We start from the raw sequence: 21,433 nt of genomic DNA on the forward strand, positions 1-21,433 counted from the left end.
ATTATCTCCCGAATGATGTAGCGATAGAGCGTGCACGCTCAAATTGACCACCGACGAGTTCACCAAACCAGTTATCGGTCCGGTAACAAAGCGTTACCCTGTAAAGGGTCAATCTATTGTCAAACTGTGTCACTGGCGCGAGATGAATCATATTTTCTAACCGATCATCAGGCGCGCACGGATAACTGCCTAGACGATAAATGTGCACATTCTGGATAGCAGGAACAGGTCGTTTATCTGCATCGAACCGTTGCTGTTCGACATACATGCCCAAACGGCTGATGTCGAAAGTGCCCATGGTGTTTCTCATTGACTTGGCGACAAGTTGGAACGCCTGGGACATTTCGGAATAGGTCATCGTTTCTTCGCCATCAAACAGTTGGTTTCTTTCTTTTAGCAGGCTGACAGTGGAATAGGAGAGCCTGTCCAGCTTCCCTTTCGCTGACTGTTTGACAACCACATCCATCGTGAAAACGATAATAAGACTCAAGCCTAACAGCACCATCGCCAGTTCAATGGCGAAAACGCCGTGTTGTTTATTGGCTGAACTGGTCACGCTCGAACTCCTGAAGGGCAAACACCTCACGCGATAACGTCACGGTGTCATTGTCAAAAAAATAGGCAAACGTCGGCGAATAATCGTAGCTTATGCGGTAGAGGGCGATGGGCATATCGTCTCTGACCACTCCACCTATGGCATTGATATCGCTGGCTTGGGAAAAGGAATCGAAATAACTGACAGAGACAGTAAATTTTTCAGGATCAACAATACGGGTCCACAAATGATCACTGTTGGCCAGTGCATCTTTAAACAGCTTATCGTAATCTGCATTTGCTGACGTTCTGGCTGCCCGGGAAGATTCAGCGATGGCATAATCAACAACCGAAGAAATAAACCCCATGGTGCAGATTTCTACCCAGGCAAACAGCGCATAAAACAACACAGTAACGCCGATTGAAAATTCAATGGATACGACGCCCTTCTGGTATTGTGTAACGTTCGGTCTGTTATTTTTCCGCATCATGCATCCCACCGAATGATTAGCTTGTTGTTCTCAATGGAAACATGGGGTTGACCGACACTTGCATCACGCATTGTTAAGACGATTCTTACAAACCCTTTGTGTTCTCCCAGCTCTATCGATTCGGCTGGACCTTCCTTTAAATAGCGTTTTCTTTTGGTGCTGAAATCATGGGCACCATGTATATCGAACACCCATTTCTTCCGCTTTTTTAAATACAGTGTTTCAAACTTACTGATGTTGAAGTCAGAAGTGGCAATGTATTCCACCCCTCCTGGTTTACGGGTGAAGGCAATGTTGGTAACAAGCTTTCTGGAAGGTCGGTGATTCTTAGTTTTTCTTGCCTTTTTTTTCTTCGCCAAGGTGAGCGCTGCTTTTTCTGCTGCTTTTTTTGTTTGTGCAATTTTTTGGGCGTCGCGGGTTTGTTGTAACCTGCGCTTTATCAACGTAAGCGGATCGGCATGTTTGCTGGCTTCTTTTTCCGGTGCCACATTTGTTGCAACCACTGTTTCAGGCTTGGTGGTTTCCCCGCGACGGTTTTGCATTTGTGGAACTGGTCCTGCCTTTTTTTGAGATTGGGCTGCGGCTATCGCAGGCTGTTTGGCTTTTCCCACTTTATCGGGTTTGGCTATGCCAGCTGGTATGGGAGCGGGTGTTTCAGCCTGAGTCAGTGCTTTCAGCACGGGTAAGCTTGTGGACGGGGCTTTGGCGGGTGGCGGTTGCAAGGCAGCCTCGTTGGTCTCTGTCTGCTCAGGTTGTTTCGTTGCCGCAAGGGGAATATGTGTTTGAGGCAAGACATCTGTTTGCGGACGATATCGTTGCAGGGCTTTCGCTGTTCTCAGCACTTCATACTTTTCCGCCAGATGAATATCGCCATCCTCGCCGGCCAGTAATTGGCTGAATGCCCGAGTTTTTCCTGATTTTGCCAGTGCGAGGATAAGGTTCGCCTGCACGGTCTGGTCCGCCCTTCCGCTTTTTACCAGCGGCATCAATAGGTTTGATGCTTTAGTGTAATCGCCCTGCAAGATGGCGATCATGGCGAGATTGTTTTTTACCGTCGGGTCATCATGACCATAAATACGGGCAGATTCAAAAGCCTGCTTTGCTTTGGATATTTCACCGCGATCAGCCAGGATAAGACCTTTCAGATTGTGGGCTTCCCCCAACTTTCCATCCAGTCTCAGGGCGGTATTGGCGTATTGCTCTGCAAGGTTACTTCTTCCCAGATCGAAATACACATTTGCCTGCAGGAGAGCCAGATCGGGGCTATTTTTGTTGGATTCTGGGATCTGCTGAAGCTGGAATAAAGCCGCCTCGGCATCTCCTGTCAGGTAGTGGACGTTGGCAAGCTTCGCCCGTGTCTGATGGGAAGACGCTTCTTTTAGTTCATCTTCATAGCGTTTAATCAGGGCACTGTAACTGCCTGAGTCCAGCAACAGCTGCTCTCCGTTAGTGCGGGCATAATCCGTGGTGCTTGTTGATTTACACGCTGTTAATTGCGCTGCAGCCACGAAAAATATCAATGTCGAGAGTTTCATTATCCTAACATCCTCATAATTCCTGGTGCTGTAATCAAAATAACGATGGGCATCATGATGAATAAGATCAGGGGCACGGACATTTTGGAAGACAGTTTGCCTGCCTTCTCTTCAAGGGAAAGAAGCTGGATCTCCCGTATATCCTTTGCAAGTATCGATAACGCCTCATAAATAGAAGTACCGTGTTGCATACTTTGCGTGAGGGTCATGACGAAGCTGTGCATTTCCGGTGCGGGGACATGCTCATTCAGTTCAAGAAGTGCTTTTTCCAATCCCTTGGTTTGCGCACGATCCCTCAGCCGTTTCAAGACATAGGCAATGTCTTTGTCAAATGCAGCCATCTCGGTGGTGAGGTAGAAAATCGAGGATTCAATGGTCATACCGGTTTGAACACACACTCCCATAATGTCCAGCAAGTAAGGAAGCTGTCTGGTGATTTTTCTGGCGAGGGCGCGGCGGCGCATTTCAAGGTAAAGGTCGGGCAGGACGATAACGGTAAATACCAGAGCAGCGAGCATGACGATTTTGTTTAAGAGTGAAACTGACTCACCACTCAATGTAAGGATGATCATGGCGCCGACTGCACCTACCGTGTATTTGATCAGGAAGTAGTAGGGAGCCATTGCGGTGTTGTAGATCCCTGCGCCGATAAATTTTTCGGCGATTTCATTGTTGGTCGCTGAGAAAAAGCCGATTGTAGCTTTTGAAAAACTGGCAAAAAGTGAAGGTTTTTCTGCACTGTGTACCATGGCTTTGTTGATTAATGTCCGCCGTTTCAGCGTACTGAACAGCAGCGTGAGCATCGCAGCACTGCCTGTCGCAATCAGCAAAGCAAAAATAAGTAATTCTGTCCCTGTCCCTGTCACTATTTCACACTCCGCATTAACCAAAACACGATGCCCATACCGATTGCTTCACTGGTGAGCATGTAATAGAGCAGATAACGCCCCCCAGGGTCGTTCATCACGAAGTCATAGTTTTCCGGGCTAAGTACCCGCAAGACACCAAACAGGAAAATGAAGGGGATGGCACAGACAATGTAAGAAGACATTCTCGCTTCTGCTGTCATTGCTCGTTTTTTCATCTCGATACTGCGGGCATTGAAAAGGACCCGATTAAGCCGGCCGATGACATGGCGCAGCTGCCCCCCACGGTTAACATTCACCCGCATGGCAATAACGAAAAACTGGAAAGCCGGTGTGGGAAAGCGCTGGCATGCTTTGCGAAAAACCGCATCTGTTGATTCCCCGATATTCAACCGTTCACCCATCCGCTTGAATTCCCGTCCTACGATATTGTCAAGGTGGCTGCCAACGTACTGGATAGCGTGCAGCAAACTCTCACCTGCGGTAACGGAACTGGCGACCATATTGAGCGCATCGGGGAAATTGCGCTCGAAGGCATTCTGGGTACGTATGTCCATATAGCGGATGCCGAGAAACGTGACAGAAGGCAAAGCGATAACAACACTGATAATCGGGCCAAACTTAAACAGGGAGATCAACATATAGGCCATCACAGAGCAGGCGAGACCCAGGAAGGCGATGATTTTCAGCACCGCAAAATCACCGATATCATTCAGTAAGTTATTAGCGAAACGCCGAGTTTTCTGCCATAGGGTCGTCTCGGTGAGGGCTTCCATATCAACAACCTGATGCTCCAGAAAACGTGTTTCCGGTAAAGGGTTGTTATCTCGCAACATGCTTTCACGGCGGGACTTTAACTGTGATTGTTTGTGGAACAGATAAAGGCCAAACACAATTAGAAGACAGAAGATGGCATTGGCAATCATGACAACCTCCCGCTGAAAATGCTGTTGAGTTCGGTGTCAAGGCCAAAGTAACGGGCTTTTTCATACAGTGCTGAACGTTGCATTAAGCCCGAGGTGACAAAATCTCCCAGCACTTTTCCACTGTCTGACAATCCTTTTTGCTCAAAGCGGAAAATTTCCTCCATAACCACACTTTGCCCTTCCATGCCTACCACTTCGCTGATGCTCATGACTTTACGGCTTCCGTCATGCAGACGGCTGATCTGGATAATAATGTCGATGGCGCTGACCACGGTCCGGCGTATGGCTTCAAGGGGGAGTGAGGAGGTTGCCATCATCACCATACTCTCGATACGGGATATCGCATCGCGGGGGTTGTTGGCGTGAAGGGTAGTCATTGAACCATCGTGACCAGTGTTCATGGCCTGAAGCATTTCAAACGTTTCCGGGCCCCGGCACTCACCGATGACGATCCGGTCAGGACGCATACGCAAGGAGTTAATCACCAGATGGCGCTGGTTAACTTCACCCGTCCCTTCAATGCCGGCAGGACGGGTTTCCAACCGAACAACGTGCGGTTGTTGCAACCTGAGCTCGGCGGCATCCTCAATCGTGACAATCCGTTCTTTTTCTGAAATGTACTGGGACAATGCATTCATCATGGTGGTTTTACCGGAACCGGTACCACCAGAAATCACGATATTGAGGCGGCAGCGAGATGCGATCATCATGAGTTTTGCCACTTCCGGGCTCATGGCGCCAAATTCAATGAGTTCCGGAAAACCAATACTTTGTTTTTTAAACTTACGGATAGAGATGGAGGCGCCATCGATTGCGATAGGGGGGAGCACGATGTTGACCCGGCTGCCGTCGGAAAGCCTTGCATCACAAAGCGGTGCTGATTCATCCACCCTTCGGCCGACAGCGGCGGCGATACGCTTGGCCACAGTGACCAGTTGTGCTTCATCGATAAAAGTGACTGAGGATTTTTCTACCAAGCCATGGCGTTCAATAAAAATATCTTTAGGGCCATTCACCATGATGTCGGAAATAGAATCATCTTCAATCAGGGTTTGTATTGGCCCAAGACCACGCAGTTCGTCATACATCATGCCGACGAACTGGTTGCGCAGCGTCGAAGGCACAGGCGTATTATCCTGATCCGCCAGAACATTAATGGCTTGTATCAGCTGATTCTTAAGTTCCGCTTTCGAGAGGGATGAAATCGTTTCTGCATCGATAGCATCGAAGATTTTCTCCCTGAATGCGCGATATGTATCCCGGCTACCTTGCATGCTGGCTACTTATCCTTTCGATGAAGAAAAGAGAACAAGGTTTTTTTCGTATTAACCGATGTGTCCTCACCAATAATGCGCGAGCACAACACATTGAGCTGTGCGCCTAATTTAGATTTCCCTTCGCCGATTCTGGTGCCATTAACCAGTGCTTCTTCCGCTGAAACCTCATACGGCAAAACCACATCGATCTTGGCTTCAAGGTATTTTTCAATCTCGGCTTCCGTCACGCTGCTAAACCGGGGAGCCCGATGGTTGTTCAGCACAATAAGAACACGCATACTGCGTTTGAACTCGGGCTCTTCCATCAGCTTTTTGATTTTTCTCAGCATTGCTGAGGTTTCCCGCAGGCAGGAGATACTGGGTTCCATCACAATGACAGCCACATCCAGGGTTTTCAGCAGCTGTTTGGGTTGAATATCGAAACCAACGGATGCAGAAAAGTCCTCAAGGACAAAATTGGTTTCAGGCGAAAGGTGACTGACCACCAGATCATTCACTTCCTGGAGTTCCGTTGAGCTTTCTTCAGACAGTCCGAGTGCCAGATAATCGAGGCGGCTGTTGATGCGGGTGACCAGTGTCCGGGCAGAGGTCTGATCGATTTCATTTCCGGTTTCAGTGCTGCCAAGCCGGCGTTTATCCCGGTTTTTTAAACCAAGGAAAATATCCAGGTTGCCTGTCAGGTAATTGTTATCAACCACCAGACAGGACGTCTGTTTTTTGTTAGTGAGTATCCAGCCAAGCTCGGCGCAAATCAGTGACGCGCCTATGCCGCCACGCATACCTACAATACCAATCCGTTTTGCCCGGCGACGGCTTTTCAGCGCGTTAGTCTCGATGTGCCGGGTCACTACACTGTCGACAAATTCAGCGAGCTCAATTTTATCTACCGGCCAATAGAGGTAATAAAAACCGATAGTCTTCAGCTCCCGCACTATCGAGATTGAATCCGCATCCCCGAGGACAATGACAGACAAATGGGTGGGTAACCGGGTGGAGAGTTGGCGGCATTCTTTCAGTGTATCGACACACCCAACAAGATCGATAACCACTAACTGTGCATTGTTTTCCTCGACCAGGGAGGGGAGATCCTTGAACTTATACCCGAAAGAGACAGGCAAAGGATGTCCATCGAAACGAAACGTTTCTTCAACGAGTGCCTTTACCTCCTCGTTTCTATAAAACTGTACGGTACGAATGCCACTCTGTGTGCCAAACGTGTTTGATTGATTCTGGTGGTCTTTTTTCAACAGGTCGCCAAAGTCCAACATCGAATGCCCCTCTTATTCTTCTGTGATCACTAACGCTGTTTTGACTTTCCCGGCCATTTTATTTTCCGGGTACACCATAGACGCCCAGCGCAATGAATTAACGCGACAGCCGTCTTTGCCGGTGTGATAACGGCCTATAACCACGGTTCCGCAATCAGGTGTCTGAACCTGATGGATGCGGGTGGAGATGGTGACGGATTCCTCACTACCAGAATCACCTTGCTTCAGTGCCAGACGGCCGGGAGGCGCACCTTTTGCCAGCAGCCATTGATAGCTTTCACTGGCGATCTTCCGGGCTTTTTTACCGTGCCATGTGACGGTTGCCCCATGGGTTAGCAAGGCGTGTGCGTTGGCATCCAAATACGCTGTCATTTCTGTTTTAGCAGGCTGGAATTGGCCGTTTTTAATTGTGACTGAATAGTGATAGGTCACTGGCGTGACAAGGACACTGGTCCCTTCTACGGCAGGGCCTCCTGAGCATGCCGTCAGCGAAAATGTTAAAGCCAATATGAGGCCCCATATCTGATTGCGCATTGAAGAAATCATTTCTTGAAGCCTCCGGTAGAGAGCACTTCCTGTTGCCATTTTTCCACTTCTGATGTGGCGTTGAGATTGACACCGAAGAAGCGGGAAAGCGCAGATGTGCGTTGTATGCTGGGAATGGTGATGTTTGCTGATGAGACAGGCTCAACCAGAGAAACAGTGGCAACAATCACCAGCTCGGTTTTCCTTCGCGTTGTGGACGTGTTGCGAAACAAGGCGCCAAGAATGGGCACATCGCCGATAAAAGGAATTTTCGACAACGCCTCTTCATCTTCAGAGCTCAATAAGCCTGCAAGCACAAAGCTGTCTCCGTCTCCTAGCTCTAACGTGGTACGGGCGCGTCTCACTTTAAATGAGGGAATGTCCAGCAAGGTGTCGCCATACTGGTTATCGACTGAGCTGACCTGAGGCATTACTGACAATTTGATTTTATCGTCCCGCAGCACTTCTGCGGCGAGGTCTAAACCAATACCAAACTCTTTGTATTCAATGCGGTAGCCATCATCGATACGATAGGTGATTGGAATTTCTCCACCGACAAGGAAGCTGGCTGTTTCGCCAGAAATGACCGAAACATTTGGCTCAGAAAGAACTTGTCCGACATTGTCATCATTTATTGCAGAGATATAGGCAGCGACGTTAGTGGTTCTGCCTCCAAACCCTGTTATTCCTTTAAAAAACTGCCCATTGCCGGCAAAGCCATCCTCAAGAATTGTGCCCCATTTAATGCCCAGCTCATTGATCAGTGAACTGTTTACTTCAGCAATAGTCAGCTTCACATTGACTTGTTTAGTGACCGTGACTTCCAGGTTGTTGACCAGCCCTTCGTACGTGCGCCGCGCCATGAAGTCGATGTCGAATTCTTCGTCAAATGATGTTTTCCATTGGGTGCGCCTTTCGACGAACTTCTTCGATAACAGCTCGCCGACAACCGCATAGATTTCATTTTTTTCTTTTTGTGTGGGGACGACGCCTGTCAGAACAACCTGTTCACCCATATTCAGCACCGAAACGTCCACATCGGGATAGCGGATCGCCAGAATCTGCTCAATCTTGGTCAAACTCTGGTTAACGACAATTTTTCTATGGGAAAGGGTTTGACTGTCCTCATCAAATACGATCAGTGTGGTTGTCCCTAACTTTCTGCCAAATACAACCAGCTTGTTGCTGTCGATCACTTGGTAGTCAGCAATGTCAGGATCGGAGATAAAAACTGTGCCGATCACAGCGTTGAACTCAAGGGAGCGGGCATCGCCTGTGCCCAGATTAATGACACCGGCAGCACTGGCCTGAAAAGAGATGCCAAATAACAGGCAGAGAGACAGGATACAGAGAGAAAGTTGACGTTTCATGTTCTTGCCCACTAGTTAAATGCCTTGTCTGACCCACGGATCTCTGTGACAGATTTGAAATTAGGCAGTACATCATGCGTGTCTGCTGTCATCCCTAATAGCCTTTGCTGAGATGCGTTGGAAGATTTAATGACTTCAATAATTCCGATACGGCGGGCAATCACCATTTTTGCCACCTGATCGCGGTTTAACTCGATGGTTAAAGGAAGAATTTCTTCTTTTTCATTCTCTTTCTCCTTGCCATCATCAATGGCCAATACCCTGACATTGCGGAGTAGCGGAGAGACAGAGAGGGAGCGGAAAGATTCGATATGATTGGATCTTGAGGTGTCGCCAATATTCTGCTCATCTGACGTCAGGATAATAACGTCCACCCGATCACCCACTGAAATACCGGAGCCAATAAAGTCTTTTCGTTCAATAGTGAGCGAGTAGGGCGTCATATGGTCATCAATAACCGTATCCAGATAGGCGGGATCGCTTGGCAGAATAAAATCACTCATCGACAAATAATCAGATGTCGTAAGATCTTTTTTGGCAACCATGCCTGAAACCGGGCTAATCACCACATCTGACACTATGCCGTATTCGAGGGCTTCTGTTTCACGCAATCGAAAATAACGAATATTGTCGCCCGTCACTATATCACCCCTTGTTACGGGAGTTTTCAGCTGAGCAACTTTAATAGAAATATTTGAGATGTTGCTTGCAGTGGTATTCTTACTTTGGAAGAAACCACTTAAGCCCAGCACACCACCAGCGATAGAGAGAAAAGCGATAAGAAAAAAGACTCTTTGGCTCATAATACTAACTTACTGCGCTTAGGTAGATTCCAGTTAACCCAGCAACAAGAATAGGAATCGCATAGGGAACACCTCTGCTTGGTCCTTTCTTTCTTGCCAGACTTTCTTTTATAAAAACGACCAATGCAGCAATCCCTCCCAATAGTCCTGTGGCGATTAGCGTCAATATCCAATAATTATCATCGACAACCAGTGATAATGCTGCCAGCAATTTAATGTCTCCCGCGCCTATGATTCCTAGATAGAAAGCAATAAAACCAACTGCTATGACAACCAGACATCTAACCAAGTGCAATTCGATTGAATGATGAATTAAATACATTGAAAAACAACAGGTAAAAAATAAGATATTCAATCTATTGCTTATTTTTCTTTTTCTAATGTCGGAATCTATGACTGCAATAGAAGTCGCAACTAAAAAAAAGAAAATACTGTTCATGGGTAAGTCCATAATGCCGGATTATATCCGGCGTTATGGATAATTAAGTACCCGGAGAAGCACTGTTAATTCGCACTGTTGATGTTGCCGGAGATTAGACTTATTGCGTTTGTTAAAGCGGTTTCTAAATCACCACCGCCGGCAAACAAAGCCAGTACAAGGGCAGAGATAGCAACACCGATAATAGCGTATTCGATGGCCGTAACACCGCGCTCATCTCGAATAAAACATTTCGTTTGGTCTAAAAGTATTGAAAACATCATAGTAGAGTAACTCCATTTAATTAATATGTTGGTTGTGACTTGCATGTTATTTGAGCGATTGAGATTAAAATGAAAAAGATAAAATTTTTCAAACAACATCAGTCGTTAAATAAGATATCTCTGATTTTTAATTTTAGCTACCTAGGTCATTTGTCACTTTTGTATTGAAAATGAAACTAGTCTCATTAATGATTCATACGAATCATATTAATTATCTTTAATGATATTCTATAAGTTGAATATGAAATGATATAAAATTTGATGATGATCCAGAAAATGAATATGAAATTAGTTTTATTGTTTAATATTTAATTCACTTGAAAATATTTTTAATTATTTTGATTTCTATCACACTATTTTTCTTGTTTTCGAAAAGATGATAGTTAAATTTCTCATTTTTGAACCGTGTGATTAAGATAATTATCAATAGTATCAGATTCAGTGCTGATGATCGGATATTGTGAGACAGGATGTTGGGCGGGCATTTTTCTGCTGGTTGGTTGTCATCCGGTGACGTACGTTATTTTTTAATGCAATAAAGCCAGATAGCCGGCTTTATTGCATTTTATCCTGACTTTTTACCCCAAACCGTTACGCTGCATTTGACGGGATTAGCTTGGTTTTATGGGTGGATAACCGTGTCACCAAATACATCCCAGCGACCATGCTGGCAAAGAATAAGGCAATCATGCCAGAGCCTGATCCCAAAGCAGTAACAGATGGCCCAGGACATATCCCTGCTAACCCCCAGCCTGTACCGAAGAGCAATGATCCTGATAGTAATTTTTTATCAATATGCTGTGTTTTATTCACGCAGAATGCATCCGACAATACAGGTTTAGAGAGCTTGCGGACCAATAAGAAATAACCGGGTAAGAAGGTTCCCAGTGCACTTCCCATAACAAATGCCAGGCTCGGATCCCAATGGCCAAATATATCCAGAAACCCGATGACTTTAGCGGGGTCAACCAACCCGGAAATCATCAATCCTAAGCCGAACAGAAACCCGGAAAACAAGGCAACGATTTTAAAAAGCATAGGGGTTCTCCTAGACATGAAAACGGATAAAGACAGTTGCAAAAGCCGCTGCCATAAAGGTCAGGGTCGCCACAATCGAGCGCTTGGAAAGGCGGCCAATACCACAGATGCCATGCCCACTGGTACAGCCGTTAGAGAGCTTGGTTCCGATGCCAACCAACAGCCCGGCAGTGATGATCATCAACGGAGAGGTTTCTGCCGCCAGTGATTTAAAGTCCGGAAATGAAAATCCCATGGCAGAGGCAGAAAGACCCGCCAGGACCATGCCAATAAGGAATAAAAGCCGCCATGAAAACTCAGATTTTCCGGATGTGAAAAGGCCACTGATAATGCCACTAATTCCTGCAACCCGGCCGTTCAGGATCATCAGAGCAAGTCCTGATACACCAACCAGTGCACCCCCAAAAAGTGCATCCCACGGAATTTGGAACGTCATTTTCTCTCCTTAACTAAAGTAAATCTGCAACCTGAAGAAGTGAAGGCATTAGAATTCATTACCATATATAAGTCAATGCTAAATTAGTTATTTGCATATGAGTTTTAACTAATGTAGTGTGCTGATACTGATAATGTTTGATATATAAAGCCGGTCAGCCCTACTGTGTTTGTTTGTCCGGAGATTTATAAAACAGGAGTTACGTATGGTTAAGATCCTCATTGTTGGTGGTGTGGCTGGCGGTGCATCAGCGGCAGCAAGAGCAAGACGTCTGAGTGAAGATGCTGAGATCATCATGTTTGAACGCGGCGAATTTGTGTCTTTCGCCAACTGCGGGCTGCCGTATCATATCGGTGGAGACATCAAAGATCGCGCCAAGCTTCTTCTCCAGACCCCGGAGAGTTTTCTCGCCCGCTTTAATGTTGATGTGCGGGTAATGAATGAAGTCATTTCAATCAACCGCGACACAAAGACCGTTACGGTGAAGAACCTGCTTGAAGGGACAGAATATGAAGAACGCTATGATTTCCTGCTGCTCAGTCCTGGTGCCAGCCCCGTTGTTCCGCCTATCACGGGTATCGACAACCCCCTGACGTTTTCCCTTCGTAACATTCCCGATATGGACCGCATCATCAATGCGATCCAATCCAACAAGCCAACCCATGCAACAGTCGTCGGTGGTGGGTTTATCGGCCTTGAAATGATGGAAGCGTTCCATCAACTGGGTATTCAAACCTCTCTGGTTGAAATGGCCGATCAGGTGATGACACCGGTGGATAAAGAGATGGCAGGCTTTGTCCATCAGGAAATTCGGGCCAAAGGCATTGACCTACGTCTGGGGACGGCGCTTGAGTCGGTGGAACATCATGGTAATGGGTTGACACTGTCATTTAGTAGTGGCGAGCAGCTTGAAACCGGGTTGTTGATCATGGCCATTGGTGTACGTCCTGAGATTTCGCTCGCCAAAGCGGCGGGACTGAAAATTGGCGAGCTGGGCGGCATTTGGGTCAATGAAGAAATGCAAACCAGCGATCCGTTTATTTATGCCGTCGGTGATGCTGTTGAAGAGAAAGATCTGGTGACAGGCAAACAGACACTGGTGCCGTTAGCGGGGCCCGCAAACCGACAGGGCCGCATGGCAGCCGACAACATGCTCGGCGCGCGGGAAACCTATCAGGGCACACAAGGCACGGCAATCTGTAAAGTGTTTGACTTGGCCGTGGCATCGACTGGAAAAAATGAAAAGACCCTCCAGCGTGAAGGCATCGGCTACGAAAAAGTCTATGTCCACACTGCCAGCCATGCCAGCTACTACCCAGGGGCGGAAGTGGTGTCCCTCAAACTGTTGTTTGCGCCGGACTCCGGAAAAATTCTGGGTGCGCAGGCAGTGGGTAAAGATGGCGTCGACAAGCGCATTGACATTCTTGCGGTCGCGCAGCGTGCAGGGATGACTGTCGAGCAGTTGCAGCATGTTGAACTGACGTATGCACCACCGTATGGCAGTGCCAAAGATGTGATTAACCAGGCGGCATTTGTGGCGACAAATGTGATGAAAGGTGATGTCCGCGCGATTCACTATCACGACATCGAATCGCTGACCGATGATCAGATCCTGCTGGATGTACGCAACCCGGGTGAGCTGGAATCGGTAGGGTGCTTCCCGAATGCGCTGAATATTCCGGTTGACCAGCTTCGCCAGCGAATCAATGAGCTGCCAAAAGAGAAAGAGATTGTCGTCGCCTGTCAGGTAGGCTTGCGGGGCAATGTGGCTTACCGACAGTTAGTGAATAACGGCTTTAAAGCTCGGAACCTGCTTGGTGGCTATCGCACCTGGAAATTTGCACAACAATAGAAGGCTAGCGTCAAAAAATCCCAAATTGATGACTCACACAGCTTTCTTTGACACAGGGTGCTAAGAAAGCTGTGGCGATAACGATAAATAACCGTGCATCAATATTGTGGCGTCATACTGATTTTGTGATATTAATCGCGTTTATTCTGTGTGAGATCAGCCTGTGTTGTTGCCTGCGACTGATAGAACCTGCAGGTTATTTTTGAGAGTGAGAGAGAGGGTTATGCAGTTACAGCCATTGGGAAAAGGCCGGTTTGAGTCTGAGTGGAGCAGCAACATGGCGCTTATCAACCGGACCGTCCGCAGCTGTATCTTAAGGCGGCGCCTGTATGATGAAAATGAAAAAGTGCTCAGTCAGGGAGAGCCGGTTAATTACCTGTATCTTGTTGAATCAGGAAGGGTTTCCATGAGTATGACTGCACGGAACGGAAAAACATTTTCGCTTGGCACACTGGATTGTGACCAACAGTTGTTTGGTGAAATGGAGTTTTTCTCTGGTTATCTCTGCCAAATGGATATTGTCGCCAGTGAACCGATTGAAGTGGCAGAGTTAGATGCCAATAAGTTGCAGCTTGCGTTGCTTGCCCAGCCGCGCCTGTCGCTGTTTTTTGCCAGTGCGATTGCTATCGACTATCAGGACACGGTAGAGATCCTGGCTCGGAGAATGCTGTTTCCTATTGCCTATAACGTGGCGTATGACATCTACCAGCGTCACTTGAATGCACTCCCTGTTGAAGGCTATCAAAAGGATTACTTGGAAGCAGAACGGTTTGCGACGTCTGATCGTGTTTACCGACGTGCAGTGAAAGAGCTGGAAAATCTGGGGTTGATCGTCAAGAAAAAGCATGACATTGAAATCGTCGATATCAAAAAGCTGGAAGCGTATTTGATGCAATAAGGGCCAGCACAAAGGCTGACCCTTTCATCGATACAGTGTTGTTGTCTGCCTTGACGGTTACGCTGCAGGTTTTGTCAGTTTCAGGGAAGACAGCAGCATGGCAACAATCACACCATAAATCACAGGAATGGCATACATCACTGCTTGCAGACCAATGATGCTTTCAAACATGGCGCTGATTGCAGGGCTGAACATGGCACCGGCGCTGCCGCTGATCAAAATGTACGAAACGTTTTTGCTGCTCGCATTGCGCACGAAAGAGACGCCATACGCAATAAAGGCATTGTAAAGCGCGGCACACACAAAGCCGTAACCGTAAGTGAGGTAAGAAAGCCATTCGACTTGCTGGGTAGTCACAATCATGGCGGTCAGTGCCAGCGCCATTGAGATAATTGCCAACAGGAAATGTTGAATCTTCACACGTGCCACGATGACGGTTGAAACCAGCGCACCAATCAATGCTGCGGACCAGTACTGGGTAATAATCTGGCCAGCTTGTTCGAAAGGAATATCGAACTTTTCTTTCACAAACATCGGCGCCCAGGTCAGGAAGGTGTAAAGCGCAAGCATGCCCAGGAACAGACCAATGCCGCCGCTGATGATGCCGAAATTCCACTCAGATTTTGCTTCTTCCTGTGTTTCTGCCGGGGTTTCACAGGCAGAAAAGTTCGTGGCAACCACCATCAGTGTGGTTGCCAGGGCCACCAGGCCAATGCTCAGGTAACTGATGCTCCAGCCCAGTGCATTTGTCAGCGCATAGGTTGTAATGAGCGGGAAGATAACACCAGCCACATTGAACGTCGCATCCTGTACAACCAGCATGGTGCTCTGGATTTTATCTTTCCACACAGACACCACAATGGTGCCTGCAATGCACAGGCCAACGCCGCCGCAGAAACCGATGATAGTCATGGCAGTCATGACCATGCTCAGTGACGGCACGAAGTGCATCAATGCAGCCATCGCGGCAATGGTTGAGTAGCACAGCAGTGTCATGCGTTTTACGCCCACTTTTTCAATGATGAAGAAAGCGGCAATGGTGCCTGCTAATGCGCCACCGTTAAGCAGCGAGAAAATTGACGCAACGTCGTTAACATTTGCGTTGTATGCCGTTGCGATGGGTTCGATCAGCATGCCAAACTGTGTGGCAAAACCCGCCATAATAAAGTTGGCTAAAAAGCTGATCGCGGTGAGTGTGATTCTGTTTTTCATGTGCACCCCGGTAGAGAGCTGGGCGGTGATACCACGCGAAGTCATCCCCGCCCTGAATCATTATTGTTTTATAGAGGGGCGGGGCTTGTGCCGCCCTGACGGGTTTATTTAATGGCGGTTTCCAGCGCAATTTCAATCATGTTGTTAAAAGAGAGTTGGCGCTCCTCTGCGGTGGTTTCTTCGCCTGTGATGCAGTGGTCAGAGACAGTCAGGATCGCCAGTGCTTCAATACCGAATTGGTGTGCCAGACCATACAAACCCGCCACTTCCATATCCACACCCAACACGCCGAAACGTTCCAGAGCAGGGATCAGATCTTCATCGGGATCGTAGTAAAGATCGCCGGTAAACACGTTGCCGACTTTTACATCGATCTCTTTTTCTTTTGCCACGCAGTAGGCGGTATGAAGCAGTTCGAACGACGCTGATGTTGCCATGTGGTAGCCGCTGCTGCGTTTCGCGTTGGTTGGGGAATCCGTGCCTGCCGCCTGCGCCAGGATCACATCACGCATTTTTACGTATTTTTGCGTCGCGCCGACGCTACCAATGCGAATGATGCGCTTAACACCAAAATCGTGAATCAATTCGTGGCCGTAAAGCACCATGGAAGGGATACCCATACCATGACCCATTACAGAGAGTCGGTGACCTTTGTAGTAACCGGTATAGCCGAGCATGTTACGGACATCAGTAACCAACACGGCATCGTCCAGGTAGGTTTCAGCAATGTATTTTGCGCGAAGTGGGTCGCCCGGCATGATTACGGTATCCGCAAAATCTTCGGCGCAGCCAGCAATATGAGCAGTCATTTTGTGTTTCCTGTTTGGTTTTGATGGCGCAAATATTACTCACGGCTACCTTAGACAATCAGGACAAAAGTCCGCTTTAAAAGTGCGGGATCTCAGATTTTATTTTCAGGTTGAAAAATGCGGGTGATCACCTTGGGTTGAGTCAGTGAGGTTTGGCACAAGTTTGGGAAGGACGACTAGGGCGACGGTGTACATGTAAGGTTTCATATCAGTAACGTGTTTAAAAGAAACGAGATTTTACAGGGATTTCGCTTTGATAAAGTAGGCAATGAGCGGGATTTCATACACTATCGTTTAAATGGCAACGACAAAGGACGGACGAAGACAATGATAAAAAAGCTCACCATGGCTGTCATCACGGTGCTTTTGATGGTTAGTGTTCCGGCTAAAGCCGATGTAGATGCTTTGGCTACGTGTATGATGAAAGCACTGAATGGAAAGGAGCGTAAACAACTGTCGCAATGGGTTTTCTTTTCGATTGCATCGCATCCAGACATGCGCGGCTATGCCAATGTCAGTACCGCGAATCGAGAGAAGGCCAATAAAGCGGTAGGAGACATTGTTAACCGTTTATTGATGGAAGACTGCTCGACAGCGTTGGTGTCTGCGTATAAAAGCAACCCAAAGGCAATTAACCAGGCATTTGAAATGGTATACAAAGTGGGCATGCAAGGGTTGATGACGAATCCTGCAGTTTCGGGGGCGCTCTCTGAATATGCGACGTATCTGGATCAGGAAAAACTGGGCCATCTGCTGGCAAAGTAGTTTTGCTGTTGCGATAAATAAGCACGCGAAGAATACTCAACGTCAGGGTAAAGGCATTGTGTTAGAAAAGGATAGATACAAAGCACCACAGCAACCAGGCAAGAAATCAGCATTGAAGAGAAGAGCCTGCCCATTAAAAGGACTGGCTCAGTTATTGTGTTATTGCGTGTGCGTCAGAAATTGTAGCGGGCAGTGAGGACAACGCCTTGATTGGTGATATCCAGGCCTGAAAAGTCGCCACCAAAATCAACAGATTGATATCTGTAGCCAATACCCACGTCCAAATCGTCGAACATGTAGCCCACTTCAACACCAGCCTGGTAGGCAATCTCTGAGTCTTTTGCGCTCATTCCAAACAGGCTCAGCTCCGACTCCATTGAACCAATGCCAAGGATAAGGGCACTGTAAAGATTGTTGCCTTCTTCAACCCATTTGGGTCTCAGGTTGAAGTAATAAGCGTCACTTTCCACCGCGAGCACCGAGCCGAAATCTGTTTTACCCAGACGCTGGTACTCGACTTCGAATCCCAGCTTTAAGTGGGGAGAGAGTGACAGGCTGTAACCTACAAAGCCACCGACACCTAAATCGCTTTTTTCGTCAACAGACAGGACAGAAACGTCAAGTTCTGTTTCATTGAAAACCGCAAGATTTGCGCCGCCATAAAAATTATTCGCAACGGATTGTGTGCTAAACAGGAGTAGTGCAAGGCAGAGTTTTTTCATTGTAAAACCACACATAATATAAAAAGAAGGAAGGTTCTGCCTTCAACAACCAGCGACAGAATGAAGGCGTTGCAAAACACATTCACCCTTGTTGATGCTGAAGGAAATCAGGCACAGAATTTAACATTATGCGTAAGTGCGCATATTCGAAGTGACTCACAATATTTAATGAATAGAGAGAAATTCGCCAATTAAATCATGGTATTGGAAGATGTCTTGGTTTGACGTCGGATGATACTGAAAAGAAAACGGAACGATGGTGAGCGCTCCGTTTGTTTGGTCATGTACGCACAGTTTGGTTCAGGCCATTTGGATTACTGAATCGCAACGTTTGTCGATCAGGTTTTTGTCATGGCTGACAAGCAAGAGCGCGCAATATTGTTCTCTCGCCAGAGTGATAAGAACATCAGTGACTTCTTTGGCAGTAATGGGATCGAGCCTTGATGTTGGCTCGTCTGCGAACAGAAATACCGGCTCAAGCAGCAGCGCTCGAAGAATGGAGAAACGTTGCAGCTCGCCACCCGAAACAGAAAGGCTGTTTCGTTTGAGTAAGCCGGGAGTGAGGCCCAGCTTTTCCATTAAAGGTGAAATTTTTGCGCGGTTAATGTTGTGCAGCAAGACGAGATCATCAAGTAAAGTGCCCAGTGAGACACTCGGTGTCACTGCTGACGGCGGGTCTTGAAACAGTTTTTGCCACTGATAGGGCGCGACATCTTGTCTTCTTTTTATGATCTCGCCTTTTATTGGTGGCAGCAGGCCAAGCAAGGTATCGCCCAGTGTACTTTTTCCGCAGCCGCTGTCTCCCACCACGCCCATCACTTCACCACGATGAAGCGTAAAGGATAAATTGTCGGCCAATACCTTGTTTGGGCGGCCAATTGACAGAGATGTTACTGCAAGCAGGGGCTCTGACAATGCATGTGTCTGTATGTCTTTTTTCCACTGGCGGGGGTCGGCAGCAATCAATGCCTTCGTGTACTCATGTTGCGGGTTTTCAAGCACCTGAGAAGTGCTTCCTTGCTCCAACAGCTTGCCGTTCTTCATCACTATAATGTCGCCTTGCAACTGGCGAGCGACATCAATGTCGTGAGTGATGGTTAACAACCCTCCACCCCGTGCGCTGCGTTTCAGCAACCGGATAATGTCGTCACGGCGGCTGGCATCCAAGCCTTTTGTTGGCTCGTCTGCCAGAATAAGCGTTGCACCACCCGCTTTCGCTGCAACGATGGCAAGGCGTTGCGCCATGCCCCCTGAAAGCTCGCCGGGCCTTTTCAGGGCGCTGTTTTTTAGGCCGACATCGTCTAAATCCGTCAATGCCTGATTGAAAGCCATTTCGGGGTGGTTGCCATGCACACATTCATACACCTCGGCCACTTGCTTATAGCTTCGCATCAGCGGATCGAGGGAATGCCAGGGTTCTTGCGGCAACAGAGTGATCGCTTTTCCCCAGTGTGCTTTCAGTGCTTCGCCTTCAAGTGTTTGGTCAAACAACGCCACACTACCGTGTTGGGAAAGTGACGCTGGTAAGGTGCCCATAATCGCTTGCGCCAACAGGCTTTTTCCTGAGCCTGTCTCACCGAGAATCGTCAGCGGCCTGTCCTGAAACAGCGTGAAAGAAACTGGATGAATCAACCGGTTATTTCCGGCATTTACTGACAGTTCATTCAGTCGAATCAATGGTTTCACGGCCAGTTCCTGTTAATAAATGAAAGCCTAACACCAGCAGTGCAACGGCCACTAAAGGCTGGGCCAACGCCCAGGGCGAATTGACGGAGTAAGGGAATAATTCAACACTCATCAAGCCAAGCTCTGCGAGCGGTGGTTGAATGCCGACAGAAACAAAACCGAGGGATGCCATCATGAGTACTGCGTTTGCCCCACCAAACGCTGCCATGGTTATGACAGAAGGAAGAATGGCAGGCAAGATATGGCGCTTGAACTGGTACCACTTTCCAAACCCCATCATGGCAGATAGCTCCCTTTCTGGGCTCCCTACCTGGGTGCGGGTGATGGCACGGGTGACGCGGTAGTATTCGACCCATTGCACCAGGGAAATAGCCACATACAGCATGACAAACGAACCGGGGGCGATGGCTGCCAACAGCAATACCAGCACCAGCCCAGGTAGCGCCAGCAGGATGTTTACGATGATATCAAGCACCTGTTCGGTTTTACCGCCAGCCCAGGCGGATAACACACCAAGACTGATACCCAGTATGGAGGCCGTGATGACACACATCAGGCTCAGCGAAAAGGATAAACCTATTGCGCTTGCCAGACGTGTCGCCATATCCCGGCCAAAATGATCCGTACCGAGCCAATGATCACTGTTTGGAGGCAGTAAAGTGGCTGACAGGTTTTGCTGGTCGATGGAGTAGGGCGAAAACAGGCCGGTAAACAACGAAAAGCTGAAAAGCAGCAGCAGGATAAATAAGCCAGCCTTCTGACCGGAGGATACGAGGTTTGTCATTGTGCCTGTTGCCCCCGCGGATCAATCCAGTAACACAGGGCATCAACCAGTCCATTCAGCACCACAAACAACACGCCCATTGTTAAAGCACAACCCTGGATCAGTGGAATATCCCGGGCAAAAATGGCATGGGCTAATCCATGTCCAACCCCTGGCCATGAAAACAGCGATTCAATCATCACAATCCCTTCAATCACACTGACCAGTTGAATACCGATAAACGCAACGACAGGCACTGCCATATTGCGAACGCCATGTCGCACAAAGGTCTGCGATTCGGTCAATCCTTTTATGCGTGAAAACTGATAGAAAGAAGAACGAAAGACGTTAAGTGCACTGACATGAACGACCCGGTTAGAAACCGCCGCCAGACTGATTGCAAGTGTGAAGGCGGGTAACACCAGATGCTGCCAGGTACCAAATCCTGCCACTGGCAGCAGGGTGATATTCAATGCAAAAAGCAGGATCAGCACCAAACCCAACACAAAAACAGGTAATGCCTTGGTGAATGTCGACAGCCAAACCAGCACGGTATTGAGGGCGCCCCCTTTCCTGGCGGACCAAATGCCCATTGGAACGGCAATCAGCATGGACAGGAAAATGCCCGCCACTGCGAGCAACAGGGAATGCCCCAGCTGGTGGGCTATCTCACCACTTACAGGTAAACCACTTACCAGTGAATTACCGAGGTTGAACTGCAGTAAATCAGTCAGCCAGCTGATATAGCTGCTGAACCACCCCTGATCGAGGTTCAGTTCACTGCGTACCAACTCAGCCGCATTTGAGTCGACATTGTCCTGCCCGTAGCGACTGGCTGCAATGCGGTATGCCATGTCACCCGGCAGGCTCCTCATCAGAATGAACGTGAGGGTACCAACCCCCCACGCGACAAGAATAAGCTGGAGCAATCGCTTTTTTATCAGCGACACCATGG

23 protein-coding genes are annotated in these 21,433 nt (G+C 48.0%); 3 read left to right on the forward strand and 20 right to left on the reverse strand.

Translation table 11 applies throughout. The features are described 5' to 3' along the window. Window position 1 precedes the first annotated feature (1 nt). The 14 genes from tadF to VHA_RS12635 form a co-directional block, all read right to left on the reverse strand. Window positions 2-556: a tight adherence pilus pseudopilin TadF gene (gene tadF, locus VHA_RS12570; protein ID WP_005504871.1), complete on the reverse strand. Its 555-nt coding sequence runs from the start codon at window positions 554-556 to the stop codon at window positions 2-4. Then, window positions 537-1,022: a TadE/TadG family type IV pilus assembly protein gene (locus VHA_RS12575; protein ID WP_005504872.1), complete on the reverse strand. Its 486-nt coding sequence runs from the start codon at window positions 1,020-1,022 to the stop codon at window positions 537-539. The genes tadF and VHA_RS12575 overlap by 20 nt, the downstream gene beginning before the upstream one ends. Then, window positions 1,022-2,560 (reverse strand): tetratricopeptide repeat protein, encoded by a 1,539-nt coding sequence (locus VHA_RS12580; RefSeq protein ID WP_005504873.1) that lies wholly within the window; start codon window positions 2,558-2,560, stop codon window positions 1,022-1,024. The genes VHA_RS12575 and VHA_RS12580 overlap by 1 nt, the downstream gene beginning before the upstream one ends. Beyond that, entirely contained in the window at window positions 2,560-3,426 is an 867-nt protein-coding gene (locus VHA_RS12585; protein ID WP_005504874.1) for a type II secretion system F family protein, read from the reverse strand. The genes VHA_RS12580 and VHA_RS12585 overlap by 1 nt, the downstream gene beginning before the upstream one ends. Continuing rightward, the gene (locus VHA_RS12590) at window positions 3,426-4,352 is read right to left on the reverse strand and encodes a type II secretion system F family protein (protein ID WP_005504875.1); all 927 of its coding nucleotides are present in this window, start codon (window positions 4,350-4,352) and stop codon (window positions 3,426-3,428) included. Before VHA_RS12590 ends, VHA_RS12585 begins: the two co-directional genes overlap by 1 nt. After that, on the reverse strand, window positions 4,349-5,626 hold the full coding sequence (locus tag VHA_RS12595) for a TadA family conjugal transfer-associated ATPase (RefSeq protein ID WP_005504878.1): 1,278 nt from the start codon (window positions 5,624-5,626) through the stop codon (window positions 4,349-4,351). The genes VHA_RS12590 and VHA_RS12595 overlap by 4 nt, the downstream gene beginning before the upstream one ends. Before the next feature lie 5 nt (window positions 5,627-5,631). Beyond that, window positions 5,632-6,897: a CpaE/TadZ family protein gene (locus VHA_RS12600; protein WP_005504880.1), complete on the reverse strand. Its 1,266-nt coding sequence runs from the start codon at window positions 6,895-6,897 to the stop codon at window positions 5,632-5,634. Window positions 6,898-6,909: 12 nt separating this feature from the next. Next, window positions 6,910-7,404 (reverse strand): hypothetical protein, encoded by a 495-nt coding sequence (locus VHA_RS12605; RefSeq protein WP_123912578.1) that lies wholly within the window; start codon window positions 7,402-7,404, stop codon window positions 6,910-6,912. Window positions 7,405-7,439: 35 nt separating this feature from the next. Beyond that, window positions 7,440-8,792: a type II and III secretion system protein family protein gene (locus VHA_RS12610; RefSeq protein WP_040528949.1), complete on the reverse strand. Its 1,353-nt coding sequence runs from the start codon at window positions 8,790-8,792 to the stop codon at window positions 7,440-7,442. Window positions 8,793-8,803: 11 nt separating this feature from the next. After that, entirely contained in the window at window positions 8,804-9,595 is a 792-nt protein-coding gene (gene cpaB / locus VHA_RS12615; protein ID WP_005504885.1) for a Flp pilus assembly protein CpaB, read from the reverse strand. 4 nt (window positions 9,596-9,599) lie between these two features. Further along, window positions 9,600-10,034 carry an A24 family peptidase gene (locus VHA_RS12620; RefSeq protein ID WP_050778558.1) on the reverse strand — a complete coding sequence of 145 codons (435 nt, stop codon included), beginning with the start codon at window positions 10,032-10,034 and terminating at the stop codon, window positions 9,600-9,602. A 65-nt stretch (window positions 10,035-10,099) separates the two neighbouring features. Continuing rightward, on the reverse strand, window positions 10,100-10,297 hold the full coding sequence (locus VHA_RS12625) for a Flp family type IVb pilin (RefSeq protein WP_005504887.1): 198 nt from the start codon (window positions 10,295-10,297) through the stop codon (window positions 10,100-10,102). Window positions 10,298-10,888: 591 nt separating this feature from the next. Beyond that, on the reverse strand, window positions 10,889-11,335 hold the full coding sequence (locus VHA_RS12630; RefSeq protein ID WP_005504889.1) for a YeeE/YedE family protein: 447 nt from the start codon (window positions 11,333-11,335) through the stop codon (window positions 10,889-10,891). A gap of 10 nt (window positions 11,336-11,345) precedes the next feature. Further along, window positions 11,346-11,771, reverse strand: coding sequence for a YeeE/YedE family protein (locus VHA_RS12635; RefSeq protein WP_005504891.1), 426 nt, complete (start codon window positions 11,769-11,771; stop codon window positions 11,346-11,348). A gap of 205 nt (window positions 11,772-11,976) precedes the next feature. Between VHA_RS12635 and VHA_RS12640 the strand changes: the two genes are divergently transcribed. Next, entirely contained in the window at window positions 11,977-13,623 is a 1,647-nt protein-coding gene (locus tag VHA_RS12640; protein ID WP_005504893.1) for an FAD-dependent oxidoreductase, read from the forward strand. Between the two features lie 223 nt (window positions 13,624-13,846). Next, complete coding sequence (locus VHA_RS12645) at window positions 13,847-14,521, forward strand: Crp/Fnr family transcriptional regulator (RefSeq protein WP_005504894.1); 675 nt, start codon at window positions 13,847-13,849, stop codon at window positions 14,519-14,521. A 57-nt stretch (window positions 14,522-14,578) separates the two neighbouring features. Here the strand turns inward: VHA_RS12645 and tsgA are convergent, their stop codons facing one another. After that, window positions 14,579-15,733, reverse strand: a complete 1,155-nt coding sequence (tsgA, locus tag VHA_RS12650) for an MFS transporter TsgA (protein WP_040528955.1) — start codon at window positions 15,731-15,733, stop codon at window positions 14,579-14,581. 104 nt (window positions 15,734-15,837) lie between these two features. Then, window positions 15,838-16,542 carry a purine-nucleoside phosphorylase gene (deoD, locus tag VHA_RS12655; RefSeq protein WP_005504896.1) on the reverse strand — a complete coding sequence of 235 codons (705 nt, stop codon included), beginning with the start codon at window positions 16,540-16,542 and terminating at the stop codon, window positions 15,838-15,840. Window positions 16,543-16,869: 327 nt separating this feature from the next. Between deoD and VHA_RS12660 the strand changes: the two genes are divergently transcribed. Further along, complete coding sequence (locus VHA_RS12660; RefSeq protein WP_040528881.1) at window positions 16,870-17,307, forward strand: hypothetical protein; 438 nt, start codon at window positions 16,870-16,872, stop codon at window positions 17,305-17,307. 173 nt (window positions 17,308-17,480) lie between these two features. Here VHA_RS12660 and VHA_RS12665 read toward each other — a convergent pair whose 3' ends face one another. The 4 genes from VHA_RS12665 to VHA_RS12680 all read right to left on the reverse strand — a co-directional run bounded on the left by VHA_RS12665 (window position 17,481) and on the right by VHA_RS12680 (window position 21,431). Continuing rightward, window positions 17,481-18,029 (reverse strand): outer membrane beta-barrel protein, encoded by a 549-nt coding sequence (locus VHA_RS12665; protein WP_005504898.1) that lies wholly within the window; start codon window positions 18,027-18,029, stop codon window positions 17,481-17,483. Between the two features lie 300 nt (window positions 18,030-18,329). Then, a complete protein-coding gene (locus VHA_RS12670; RefSeq protein WP_005504900.1) occupies window positions 18,330-19,715 on the reverse strand; it encodes an ABC transporter ATP-binding protein in 1,386 nt (461 codons plus the stop codon). After that, window positions 19,690-20,499 carry an ABC transporter permease gene (locus tag VHA_RS12675; RefSeq protein ID WP_005504906.1) on the reverse strand — a complete coding sequence of 270 codons (810 nt, stop codon included), beginning with the start codon at window positions 20,497-20,499 and terminating at the stop codon, window positions 19,690-19,692. Before VHA_RS12675 ends, VHA_RS12670 begins: the two co-directional genes overlap by 26 nt. Further along, window positions 20,496-21,431 (reverse strand): ABC transporter permease, encoded by a 936-nt coding sequence (locus VHA_RS12680; protein WP_005504908.1) that lies wholly within the window; start codon window positions 21,429-21,431, stop codon window positions 20,496-20,498. Before VHA_RS12680 ends, VHA_RS12675 begins: the two co-directional genes overlap by 4 nt. Window positions 21,432-21,433: the final 2 nt, after the last annotated feature.

It is taken from the genome of Grimontia hollisae CIP 101886 (assembly GCF_000176515.1).
Lineage (GTDB): Bacteria > Pseudomonadota > Gammaproteobacteria > Enterobacterales > Vibrionaceae > Enterovibrio > Enterovibrio hollisae.